General features: G+C 65.7%; 12 protein-coding genes. 7 read left to right on the plus strand and 5 right to left on the minus strand.

The window, feature by feature from the left end; all coding sequences use genetic code 11:
- Positions 1-5 precede the first annotated feature (5 nt).
- The 5 genes from BCL93_RS09490 (at position 6) to xylB (ending at position 5,561) form a co-directional block, all read left to right on the plus strand.
- On the plus strand, positions 6-689 hold the full coding sequence (locus BCL93_RS09490; RefSeq protein ID WP_112055044.1) for an HAD family hydrolase: 684 nt from the start codon (positions 6-8) through the stop codon (positions 687-689).
- Between the two features lie 100 nt (positions 690-789).
- Complete coding sequence (locus BCL93_RS09495) at positions 790-1,578, plus strand: L-iditol 2-dehydrogenase (RefSeq protein WP_112055045.1); 789 nt, start codon at positions 790-792, stop codon at positions 1,576-1,578.
- A gap of 30 nt (positions 1,579-1,608) precedes the next feature.
- Entirely contained in the window at positions 1,609-2,241 is a 633-nt protein-coding gene (locus tag BCL93_RS09500; protein ID WP_112055046.1) for a nucleoside/nucleotide kinase family protein, read from the plus strand.
- A 112-nt stretch (positions 2,242-2,353) separates the two neighbouring features.
- Complete coding sequence (locus BCL93_RS09505; RefSeq protein WP_112055047.1) at positions 2,354-3,835, plus strand: mannitol dehydrogenase family protein; 1,482 nt, start codon at positions 2,354-2,356, stop codon at positions 3,833-3,835.
- Positions 3,836-4,073: 238 nt separating this feature from the next.
- Positions 4,074-5,561: a xylulokinase gene (gene xylB, locus BCL93_RS09510; RefSeq protein ID WP_112055048.1), complete on the plus strand. Its 1,488-nt coding sequence runs from the start codon at positions 4,074-4,076 to the stop codon at positions 5,559-5,561.
- A gap of 28 nt (positions 5,562-5,589) precedes the next feature.
- On the opposite strand, the gene BCL93_RS09515 is transcribed toward xylB, so the two are convergent.
- The 5 genes from BCL93_RS09515 to BCL93_RS09540 form a co-directional block, all read right to left on the minus strand.
- Positions 5,590-5,910: an AzlD family protein gene (locus tag BCL93_RS09515; protein ID WP_369700253.1), complete on the minus strand. Its 321-nt coding sequence runs from the start codon at positions 5,908-5,910 to the stop codon at positions 5,590-5,592.
- Positions 5,907-6,647 carry an AzlC family ABC transporter permease gene (locus BCL93_RS09520; RefSeq protein ID WP_112055049.1) on the minus strand — a complete coding sequence of 247 codons (741 nt, stop codon included), beginning with the start codon at positions 6,645-6,647 and terminating at the stop codon, positions 5,907-5,909. The genes BCL93_RS09515 and BCL93_RS09520 overlap by 4 nt, the downstream gene beginning before the upstream one ends.
- Before the next feature lie 115 nt (positions 6,648-6,762).
- Positions 6,763-7,773: an LLM class flavin-dependent oxidoreductase gene (locus tag BCL93_RS09525; protein WP_112055050.1), complete on the minus strand. Its 1,011-nt coding sequence runs from the start codon at positions 7,771-7,773 to the stop codon at positions 6,763-6,765.
- Positions 7,774-7,933: 160 nt separating this feature from the next.
- Positions 7,934-8,521 carry a YqaA family protein gene (locus BCL93_RS09530; RefSeq protein ID WP_112055051.1) on the minus strand — a complete coding sequence of 196 codons (588 nt, stop codon included), beginning with the start codon at positions 8,519-8,521 and terminating at the stop codon, positions 7,934-7,936.
- Between the two features lie 383 nt (positions 8,522-8,904).
- Positions 8,905-9,129: a DUF1127 domain-containing protein gene (locus BCL93_RS09540; protein WP_258396278.1), complete on the minus strand. Its 225-nt coding sequence runs from the start codon at positions 9,127-9,129 to the stop codon at positions 8,905-8,907.
- Positions 9,130-9,305: 176 nt separating this feature from the next.
- On the opposite strand from BCL93_RS09540, the gene BCL93_RS09545 reads away from it, so the two are divergent.
- Together BCL93_RS09545 and BCL93_RS09550 are read left to right on the plus strand one after the other, a co-directional pair.
- Entirely contained in the window at positions 9,306-10,745 is a 1,440-nt protein-coding gene (locus tag BCL93_RS09545; RefSeq protein ID WP_112055053.1) for a PLP-dependent aminotransferase family protein, read from the plus strand.
- Between the two features lie 40 nt (positions 10,746-10,785).
- Positions 10,786-11,796, plus strand: coding sequence for a cobyrinic acid a,c-diamide synthase (locus BCL93_RS09550; RefSeq protein ID WP_258396281.1), 1,011 nt, complete (start codon positions 10,786-10,788; stop codon positions 11,794-11,796).
- The last annotated feature ends 61 nt before the right edge of the window (positions 11,797-11,857 follow it).

Raw genomic sequence — 11,857 nt, forward strand, 5'->3', positions numbered from 1 at the left:
AGGTCATGGATAGCGTGATCTTCGATTGCGACGGCGTGCTGGTGGACAGCGAGGCCATCGCCGAGGCCACCCTGACTGACCTGCTGGCGGCCTGGCTGCCGGACCTGGCCACCGAGCAGGAGCTGACGGCGGCGCTGGGCATGACCACCGCGAATATTCTCGGCCACCTCGAAGCGCGCAGTGCCCATCGCCTGCCGGCCGATGCCACAGCCCGGGTCGACGAGACCATCGAGGCGCGCCTGGCCGATGAGCTTGACGCCATCGACGGCGTCGCCGAGGCCATCAAGGCCATTGAGTCGCTCGCGCTGCCACTGGCGGTGGTCTCCAACAGCCGCCGCCAGCGGGTACTGGCATCGCTTGCTACCACCGGTCTCGATGCTCTCTTGGGCGAGGTGCCGATCTTCACCGCCGACCAGGTGACGCAACCCAAACCGGACCCGGCGCTCTATCGCCTGGCTGCCGGGCAGCTGGGCTGTGAGCCCGGCGACTGCCTGGTGGTGGAGGACAGCGTCGCCGGTGTGACCGCGGCCTATAGCGCCGGCATGACGGTGATCGGTTTCACTGGTGCCAGCCATGTGCCGGCGGGACAGGAAGCGCGGCTGCGTGACGCCGGGGCCTGGCAAATCCTGCCTCATATGCGGGGGCTGGAGGCGCTGGTGCAGCAGTGGCTCGACACTCGCCGGCTGTAAGTCGATGCCTAAGTCGGCATGTCATTCAACTTCAAGCCATTCCACTTCAAGCCATTCAACGTCGACTCACTCAGCGCCATCCCATTCAAAGGAGGAATACATGAAACTCAATGACAAAGTCGCGGTGGTGACCGGCGGTGCTCGGGGCATTGGCCTTGCCATCGTCGAGCGCTATCTGGCCGAGGGAGCCAAGGTGGTGGTGGCCGATATCGATCGCGATGCCGTCGACGCGGCCGTGGCCCATTTGCAGCAGTCGAGCGGTGATGCCGACCGTGTTCTGGGCGTTCGTCTGGACGTCTGTGACCCGGCCTCGGTCGCGGCGCTGATCGAGGAGACCAGGCGTCATCTCGGCGGTATCGACATCCTCGTCAACAATGCGGCGGTGTTCGATATGGCGCCGGTGCTCGAGGTAACCGAGGCGAGCTATGACAAGCAGTTTGGCGTCAACGTCAAAGGCGCCTTCTTCACCCTGCAGGCCGTGGCACGGGCCATGGTCGAGCGTGGGCAGGGCGGCAAGATCATCAACATGGCGTCCCAGGCTGGTCGCCGGGGCGAGCCGCTGGTCAGCATGTACTGCGCCAGCAAGGCGGCGGTGATCAGCCTGACCCAGTCCTGCGGCCTGGCGCTGATCGAGCACGGCATCAACGTCAACGGCATCGCCCCGGGCGTGGTCGATACGCCGATGTGGGAGGAAGTCGATGCGCTCTTCGCCCGTTACGAAGGGCGGCCCCTGGGTGAGAAGAAGCGCCTGGTCGGTGAAGCGGTGCCCTACGGACGCATGGGCCGGCCGGAAGATCACACCGGCGCTGCCGTCTTCCTGGCCAGTGATGACAGCGACTACGTGGTGGCCCAGACCCTGAACGTCGATGGCGGCAACTGGATGAGCTGAGGCGATAGCGGATCGCCAGGAAGGATAACCATGATCGCGCATATTCATGACATGGCCGCGCAGCTGCTCGAGGCCTCGATGCATCGCCAGCGTTTCATCGTGGCCCTCGCCGGCCCGCCTGCGGCCGGCAAGTCGTTCCTCTCGGAATGGCTGTGTCGCGAACTCAACCTGCGACACCCCGGCATCGCCGCCGTGGTGCCCATGGATGGCTACCACTTCGATAACGCCGTGCTCGAGCCCGAAGGGCTGGTGCCGGTGAAAGGCGCCCCGGAGACCTTTGATATCGATGGTCTTCGGCAGGACCTGACCCGCATTCGGCGCGCCGATCGCAGCGTGGCGGTGCCGGTCTTCGACAGGCCGCTGGATCTGGCCCGGGCGGGTGGGCGGCTGATCACCCTCGAGCACCGGCTGATCATCGTCGAGGGCAACTATCTGCTGCTCGATCAGGGCGACTGGCCGGCGCTGCGGCCGCTATATGGCCTGACGCTGTTTCTCGATGTTCCGGATGAGGTCCTCGAGGCCCGCCTGATCCAGCGCTGGCTCGGCATGGGACAGGACCAGGACGGCGCCCTCGAGCGGACCCGCGACAAGGACTTGCTCAACGCCCGGCTGATCAAAACCGCATCGGTAGCCGCCGATGTCAATTGGGCCGCGACTGTCTGAGCCCGAGCACAGCACACATGACGTCTGACCGAGGCCGAGGGCTGGCCGCGGTCCGTTCTTCTACTTTTTGCGCGATCTGTCGCCAGATCGACGCTTCTCCAGGAGCCATACCATGATCCATCTCGATAACGCCCACCTGGATGACCTGGGAGCCGATATCGCCACCCCAGACTACGACCGCAAGGCGGTCACCGAGGGCATCGTCCATATCGGCGTCGGGGGGTTTCACCGCGCCCACCAGGCCATGTACCTCGATGAGCTGATGAACCAAGGCGAGGCGCTCGACTGGGGCATCGTCGGGGTCGGCGTGATGCCCGGTGATCGCCGGATGAAAGAGGCGCTGGCCGCCCAGGATCATCTCTATACCCTGGTGCTGAAACATCCTGACGGGCGACGCGAGGCGCGGGTGATCGGCGCCATGCTCGACTATCTGTTTGCCCCGGAGGACCCGGAGGCGGTGGTCGAACGGATGGCCGCTCCGGGCATCCGCATCGTCTCGCTGACCGTCACCGAAGGCGGCTACAACTTCCACCCGGTGAGCGGCGAATTCGACCTCGATAACCCTGACGTCCAGCATGATCTGGCGCCCTCGGCCACCCCGAAGACCTCCTTCGGCCTGGTCATCGAGGCCCTGCGTCTTCGCCGTGAGCGTGGCCTCGCCCCCTTCACGGTGATGTCCTGCGACAACATCCAGGGCAATGGCGACGTCGCCCGCAAGATGTTCACGGCCTTCGCCCATGCAAGGGACGGCGAGCTGGGCGCCTGGGTCGAGGCCGAGGTGCCCTTTCCCAACTCGATGGTCGACCGCATCACGCCCGTCACCACCGCCGAGGATATCGCCGAGCTCGGCAGTCAGTTCGGCGTTGAGGACGCCTGGCCGGTGGTCTGTGAACCCTTCACTCAGTGGGTTCTCGAGGACCGCTTCGTGGCCGGACGTCCCGCCCTCGAGCACGTCGGCGTGCAGGTGGTCGAGGACGTCGAGCCCTATGAACTGATGAAGCTGCGGCTGCTCAATGCCAGCCACCAGGCGCTGGCCTACTTCGGTTACCTGGCCGGCTACCGCTATGCCCACGAGGCCAGCGCCGACCCGCTGTTCGAGACGTTCCTGCTCGATTACATGACCCACGAGGCGACCCCGACCCTGGCGCCGCTGCCGGGCGTCGACCTGGATGACTATCGCCGCACCCTGATCGCTCGCTTCGCCAACCCCGAGGTCAAGGACACCCTGGCGAGGCTCTGCGCCGAGAGCTCGGATCGCATTCCCAAGTGGATGCTGCCGGTGGTCCGCGCGCAGATCGACAAGGGGGGCGATATCCATCGCTGCGCCGCGGTGGTGGCGAGCTGGGCACGCTATGCCGAAGGCCTCGACGAGCAGGGCGAGGCGATCACCGTGGTCGACCGCCTCAAGGACGAACTGATGGCGATCGCGGCAAAAAATCACGACCATCCCACCGCCTTTATCGAGAACCGCGAGCTGTTCGGTGATCTTGCCGAGAACGCGCGCTTCCGCGAGGCCTACTTTACCGCGCTCGACCGTCTGCATCGCCTGGGCGCCCGGGCTACGCTGGAAGCGCTGGTCAAGAATCAAGGCTGATCACGTCGGTCTTATCGTGTAAGACTGTTCATGAGAAATGTTCGTGAAGGACTGCTCGTATCAGCGCTATCACCTGAGCAAGAACACCTAAGCCACTGCACGTAGGAAATAGCACGTAGGAAAGAGCATGTAAGAAAGAGCACTTAAGAAATAGCACGCAGCAAAGAGCACGCAGCAAAGAGCACGCAGCAAAGAGCACCAAGGCTCATCACATATGGCTGAGGACGAGGAGACCGCCATGTATATTGGCGTGGATTGCGGCACCCAGAGTACCAAGGTGGTGGTGGTCGATATCGACGCCGCCACCATCCTCGGTGAGGCGAGCCGCTCGCACCGGCTGATCGAGGGGGCCAATGGCCGTCGCGAACAGCATCCCGGTGACTGGCTCGCGGCGTTTCGCGGCGCCTTCCAGGACGCCGTGGCCAAGGCGAACATCGACCCTGGCGCGATTCGCGCCATCGGTGTCTCGGGGCAGCAGCACGGTCTGGTGGCGTTGGATCGTGACGGTGAACCGGTCTATCCGGCCAAGCTGTGGTGCGACACCGAAACCGCCAATCACAATGCCACGCTGATTGATCGTCTGGGCGGTGAGGCCGGCTGTCTCGAGCGACTGGGCCTGGTTCTGCAGACCGGGTATACCGCTTCGAAGCTCGCCTGGCTGCGCGATACTCACCCCGAGGCCTATCAGCGCATCGACAGCGTGCTGCTGCCTCACGACTACCTCAACTTCTGGCTGACCGGCGAGCGGGTCAGCGAGGCCGGAGACGCCTCCGGCACTGGCTACTTCGATACCCGGCGACGCGAATGGCGGCACGATGTCTTCGCCGAGATCGCCCCCGAGCTCGATGCACAGGCGGTGCTGCCAAGGCTGATCGACGCTCAGCAGCCAGCCGGGGTAGTGCGCCCGGCGCTGGCCCGGGAGCTGGGGCTTGCCGAAGGCGTAGTGGTCTCGAGCGGCGGGGGCGACAACATGCTTGGCGCCATCGGCACCGGCAACATCCGGCCGGGCGAAATCACCATGAGCCTTGGCACCTCCGGTACGCTCTGTGCGCATTCCAGCGAACCGGTGCAGGCCGAAAGCGCCATGGTCGCCAACTTCTGTTCAAGCGACGGCGGCTGGCTGCCGCTGATCTGCACCATGAACGTCACCTCGGCGACGACGCGGATTCGCGAACTGTTCGGGCTTGAACTCGACGACTTCGGCGAACACGTCGCGTCTGCCCCTATCGGCGCCGAGGGCGTGCTGATGCTGCCGTTCTTCGATGGCGAGCGGGTGCCCGCGCTGCCACAGGCCTCGGCCAGCCTGCTGGGACTGACCGGCACCAACCTTAAGCGGGCCAACCTGTGTCGGGCGGTGATGGAGGGGGCGACCTTCGGGATGCGCTATGGTCTCGAGCAGCTCGGCTCACTCGCTGCCGGCGCCCGGCAGATTCGCCTGATCGGCGGCGGGGCGAAGAGCCCGGTATGGCGCCAGATGGTGGCCGATATCACCGGTATTCCGGTGATCAGCCCACGGATCACCGATGCCGCGGCGCTGGGTGCGGCGCTGCAGGCCGCCTGGTGCGAACGCCAGAGCGGTACCTCGCTGGAGACGCTTTGCGAACGGCTGGTGGTGCTCGATGAGGCGACGCGCGCCGAGCCCGTGTCGGCACGCGTCGCGGCCTATGAGGCGGTTTACACCCGCTATCGTCAGGCGTTGGCCGAGCGGCATGGCATCCCGGACTGAGCCTGTATAAACAAGCGCTAGCCGACGCTTAGATCAGCCGCCACAGGGCGGCGGTGACGATGCCGGCGCCGATCGATGGCAGCGGCTTGCGGGTCGCCAGCATCACCCCCAGGGTGGCGGCAAGCGCCAGACGCGCGGCGATGTCGCCGTTGACCGCCATGGGTGTGATCACCGCCACCAGCACCGAGCCGCCCATGGCGTTGATGAAGCGCTCGACGCGCGGCCCGATCGGCACCCATGACATCACCAGCACGCCGCCGGCGCGAGTCAGATAGGTCACCAGCGCCATGATGACGATGGCGGCCAGGGCTCCTGCGGGGCTTACGGGTAGGTTCATGGGCAGGCTCATGACGCGGCCTCCTGCTTCGCCGACCGAGGTGGCATCAGCAATCCGGTGACGCCGCCCGCCAGGGCGCCGACGATCACATGGGCATTGGCCGGCATCCAGGCCAATGCCGCCATGCTCGCCAGAGCCGCCACGCCCCAGGGCAGAAGCACCCAGGGGTCCCGCGTGCCGCCTACCAGCATGGCCAGCAGGAAGCAGCCCATGATCACGTCCAGGCCGAAGCGCTCGGGGTCGCTGATGCCGCTGCCGAACACCACGCCGATCAGCGTGCCGACCATCCAGGCCATCCACAGCGCTAGGCCGCCACCGACCAGCATGCCGACATTCGTCTCGCCGCGCCGGTAGTCCGACGCCGCCATGGCCCAGTTGGAGTCGCTCAAGATGAGCAGGCTTGAGTAGCGCTGCCGGGGCGGCAGGTGGCGCAGCCAGGGATAGAGCGAGGCGCCCATCAGGAGGTGACGGGCGTTGATGGCGAAGGTGGTGGCGATCAGCGCGATCACCGGGATCTCGGGGCCCCACAGGTCCAGCACCGCGAACTGGGCGGCACCGGCGAACACCAGGCCGCTCATCAGCAGCGTCTCGAGCCCAGACAGGCCCTGTTGCAGCGCTGCCACCCCGAACGCCAGGCCGAAGGCGATCACGAACAGCGACATCGGCGCCATGCGCTTGAGGCCGGATAACGTGCCGGCCCGGTCGAGCCGGGCGCCCGGGGTGGGAGGAGAAGACGGGTTTGAAGACATGGCGCCTCGCGATCGGGTCAGGACGAGAACGTGAGCTTGCTAAAGCAGCAGGCCAAAGGCCGTATGCTGCGCCCTATCCCCATGACGGGCAACCCGGACGATGGCGAGCCGTGGCTCAGCTCCGCCATACCCCGGCGACGATCTCATAGCTTTGCAGCCGGTCCTGCTGGGCGAAGACATCCGTATGCAGCATCAGCTCATCGGCGCCGGTGACCTCGATGACCCTTTCGAGCTGCTGCTTGACCGTCTCGGGCCCGCCGATTACCGCTGCCCCAAGGAACTGCTCGACCTGCGCCCGCTCACGGGCATTCCAGTCCAGTGCCTCGACCGGAGGCAGCGAGCGGGTCGGCCGACCCCGGATCAGGTTGAGAAACTTCTGTTGGGCGGTAGTCGCCAGGTACTGGGCGTGGAGATCGCTCTCGGCGGCGATCACCGGCAGGCCGACCATCGCGTAGGGGGCGTCCAGAACCGCCGAGGGCTGGAAGTTGTCGCGATAGAGCCTGAGCGCCTCGAGCAGCTGGGCAGGCGCGAACTGGGCGGCGAAGGCGAAGGGCAGACCGAGCCTGGCGGCTAGCCTGGCGCTGTAGTCGCTGGAGCCGAGCAGCCAGGTGGGGACATGGGTGCCTTGACCGGGAATCGCCTTGACCCGCTGGCCAGGGCTCGCCTCGTCGAGATAGCCCCGTAGCTCCTCGAGCCGTTCAGGGAAGTCGTTGACGCCGGCCTGGGGATTGCGGCGCATGGCGGCCATGGTGGCGCCGTCAGAGCCTGGTGCGCGCCCCAGGCCCAGGTCGATGCGATCCGGGTAGAGGGTGGCCAGGGTGCCGAACTGCTCGGCGATCACCAGCGGCGGATGGTTGGGCAGCATGATGCCCCCGCTGCCCACGCGGATGCGCTCGGTCTGGCCGGCCACATGGCCGATCAGTACCGAGGTGGCCGCGCTGGCGATGCCCTCGATATTGTGGTGCTCGGCGAGCCAGTAGCGGCTGAACCCCAGCCGCTCGGCCTGCTGAGCGAGGGCGACGGTTTCCTTGAACGTATCGGCGGCGCTGCCGCCTTGGCGAATTGGTGCCAGGTCGAGCACCGACAGGGCCGTGTTCGAGAGACGTGAGTGGGCGAGACGTGACATGGGGACTCCTGGCTGGAATCAGAGTAAGGGAGGATTGTTAGCATCCTCATGATTGCAGCATGGAGGTCTTGTTCGATAATAACAAGGGTCGACGGCTCCCCTGCGTGACGTGCCTGCTAACGGCTATCCTGCCGTGACGGCTTCCCTAGCGTTTGACAGGCTAGCTAACCAGCTCCCAGGCCAGCCAAAAACCGGCCATCACGGTCAGGCCGGCTCCCAGCGGGCGAGCATGGCGCTTCCACAGACCCAATGCGGCCTCGCCGGCCAGCGCCACCAGCAGCGCCAGGCCGAAGTAACGCAGCCCGCGGCCGATCAGCGCCGCCAGCAGGAATAGCGGTAGCGGGTAGTCGCTGGCGCCTGCCACCAGCATGGCGGTCTGGAAGGGTATGGGGATGACACCGACGGCCAGGATGGCCACGAAGCCGTTGTCCAGGAAGCGCGCCTGAAAGGCCTGGTAAGCCGATTCGCCGCCAAAGAGCGGCAGCAAGGCATCGCCCCACTGGGCCATGGCGAGGCTCCCGAGGCCATAACCGATGAGGGCGGCGAACAGGTTGCCGGCCAGCGCCACCCCGGCGAGACGCCAGCGGCGCTGAGGCTCGGCGAGCATCCAGGGAATCAGGATCACTTCAATGGGGATCGGCACCAGCAGCGTTTCCAGCACCGAGGCAAGGCCCAGCAGCCACAGGGCGTGGCGCGAGGCGCTCAGGCGCGAAAGCCAGCGACGGGCAGAGGTCAGGGAGCGGAGCATGGCATCTCGGCAACTGGATGTTGGGAGGCCAGTATACCAGCGGCGGCGAGCGGACTATGATGAAAGGCCGATAGCCCAGCTTGGGCGGGAGGCGCCGATGACTATCCAAAAGCATCGTCACCAAAAGCCCCGACACGGCGCCACTCGCCGTTCGACATCTCCTGTTTCGTCTCGTCGCTGGCGAACCCGCCTTAGCGGCTGGCTGAACGAACCCCGCCTCAACGCTCTGGTGGACATCGCCATGATGACCGCTTTGATCATGGCCGGCCTTGCCCTGGCAGCGAAGCTTTTGGTGCCTTGAGCGAGTGTCATCCTGCTCGTCTTTCAGCTTTCTTTTTTTCTGCCACGTTTTCCATCCCTCCAGCCCTCCAGCCACGCAGCCCTCAGCTCTGCCAGAAAGGCTTGCGGCCTTCCTGTTCGGCCTGGCGGCGGGATTTGCCGATGTCCATGAGCTGATGATCGTCCAGCATCAGCAGCGCGCGACGCGAGGCCTGGCGTTGGCTGAGGTAGCGAAGCCGCTGGCGTAACCTGTCATACCGCCCGGCGAGCCGAGTCAGCGATAAAAGCGGGAGTCTTTCAAGAAGCCTTGGGCGGTGAGCGAGTCGCATGGCAAATCTCCGAAGTCGCTTGTCGATGTAACCACCATCAGCTTATGACCGGCGCGACTTGCCATACAGATATAGAGAGTTTAAAAGTTATCCATACAGATGGTGGGGTAAGCCCACTGTATGGCCCGTGATGAGCCTATCTGTATCGATGTCCCGGTGACGTGGAGATAACTGTCATGACGCGCTATGCGCAACTGGCCGACGAGCTGCGTCGGCGTATCGACGGCGGCATCTATCGCGGGGGGGATCGGCTGCCGTCGATCCGGGCCCTGTGTCGCGAATTCGCGGTCAGCATCTCCACGGCGCAGACCGCCTATGCTCGGCTAGAGGATGCCGGGCTGGTAGAGGCGCGGCCCAAATCGGGGTTTTTCGTGCGCTCGCAGCCAACCCCTACGAGTCTGCCGGCGGTGACGCGCCCGGCGCAGCGGCCGTTGGATGTCTCGCGCTGGGACCAGGTTCTGGAACTGGTGGAGCGCCACCCGCCCGACGACGACGTGCTGCTGTTGGGGCGTGGTATCCCCGATCTCGCCTGTCCGACCTTGAAGCCGCTGCATCGCCTGTTGGCCGAGCGCTATCGGCATGCTAGTGGCCAGGACCTGAACTACGATGCCCTGGCCGGCAGTCTCGCCCTGCGACAGCAGATCGTGCGGCTGATGGCGGGCGCGGGCAGCCTGCTGCACCCCGATGACGTGCTGGTCACCACCGGCTGCCAGGAGGCGCTGTCGATCGCCATTCGGACACTGACCGCACCAGGAGACGTGGTGGCGGTGGATTCGCCGAGTTTCTACGGCACCATGCAGATACTACAGGCCAATGGCCTCAAGGCGCTGGAGATTCCCACCGACCCTCGCACCGGCATCAGCCTGGAGGCCCTGGAGCTGGCGCTGGAACAATGGCCGATTCGTGCAATCCAGCTCACCCCGACCTGCAACAACCCGCTTGGCTATACCATGCCGGAGGAGCGCAAGCGTGCCTTGCTGGCGCTGGCGCAACGCTTCGATGTGGCGATCATCGAAGACGACATCTATGGTGACCTGGCCTTCGAAACGCCGCGGCCAAGAACGCTCAAGGCCTTCGACGACGATGGCCGGGTACTGCTGTGCAGCGGTTTTTCGAAGACCCTGATGCCGGGGCTTCGGGTGGGCTGGATCGCTCCGGGGCGCTATCGCGACCGCGTCCAGCACATGAAGTATGTCTCTACCGGTGCCTCGGCGACCCTGCCGCAACTGGCCATTGCCGACTTCGTCGCCAAGGGATATTACGAGCGCCACCTGCGTGCAGTGGTGGCTCAATATCGCCGCCAACGGGACCTGATGATTGGCTGGGTGAGACGCTACTTTCCCGCCGATACCGGCATCAGCTACCCCCAGGGCGGTTTCCTTCTGTGGCTGGAACTGCCCGGTGGCATCGACTCTATGCGCCTAAACGAGCGTCTAGTGCCGGCCCGGCTGCGCATCGCCCCCGGGGCGCTGTTTTCGGCGTCGGGCAAGTACCGCGAGTGCCTGCGCCTCAATTATGCCGCGGCCCTGACGCCGACCATCGAGGCAGCCCTGCGCCGCGTCGGTGAAGAGGTGGCAAAGCTCTACGCCTGCGCCCATGGCAGAGAGCTAGCCTGACACATCGCGCCGGCAGGTATCAGCCGGCCCGGTGGGGCTTATGCTGGCCGGAACCTTCCTCTACACTCATCTCTCATATACGTATGCCGTTTTTCTGGAACGCGGGGTAGTGTGGCCAATGCTGGGTTTCCTGCAGGGATTTTCCTACGGGCTCTTTCTCACCAGCCTGGTGTGGCTGATGCTGGGGGTGATCCGTCCCGAACTTGGTGATCCCGCCACACCGCCGCGGCGCTGGCCGGTGGTGGTGCGCTATGCTTTTGTAGCGCCGAGCCTTGCGGTGCTGCTGTGGCTGACGTCGCTATGGGGCGGCTTTTCTCCAAGCCTGGGCGGCTGGCTTGCCGGTCTCGTGGCGATTGCCGCCGAGGTGCCCATGGAGCGGCGCTGGCGCGGATGGCTTGCCCGTCGTCGACAGCAGCGCGCGGCGCTACAGCGAAGCGCCGAGACCGCCCGCCGCCAGGCCAGCGAGCGCCAGGAAACCGGCGTTCAGACTCTCGATCCCGAACACCCTCCGGCGGATGCCGACGACCTGGTGCTGTCATTGTGTCGTGCCAAGCAGGCGCTGCTCGAGGTGGATCGCAGCGATCATGCACCCCAGGCCGATCGCCTCTACAGCCGCTATCGCCATGTGCTCGGCGTGCTGGGGAGCCGCTTCGAGGTCGGCGAGCTTGCTTACGAGCGCGCCCGCGGCCTGGTCACGCAGGTCTGCCTGGGCGCCATCGACAACTTGACGGCCATGGCCCACCAGGCCAGCGGCGTCGCCGGGGTGGATGCCGCCTACGTCAAGCGCCGGCTGGCCCGCGACGCCGCCAACCTGACCGTCGAGGAGCGTATCGCTCTCAAGCGTCGCCTGGCGCTGGTCGAAGACACCGAGCGACAGCTGCGCCAGCTGGCGGCGCGCAATGAGGCGGCCCTGACGGCGCTGGATGACGCCGCCGTGGCGGTGGCCCGGCTGCGTACCGACAAGCCTCAGGCGAGCCTGGCCGCCGAGCAGGCGTGCGCCGAGCTCAAGCGCTTCGTCGAGGGCGCCGAGCGCTATGACCGCAGCCGCTGAATAAGATACCTCAGGCTCAGCATGGCCGCGGCTTTCCCAGTGGGCCGCCGTCATGAACTGG

It is taken from the genome of Onishia taeanensis (assembly GCF_003268885.1).
Lineage (GTDB): Bacteria > Pseudomonadota > Gammaproteobacteria > Pseudomonadales > Halomonadaceae > Onishia > Onishia taeanensis_A.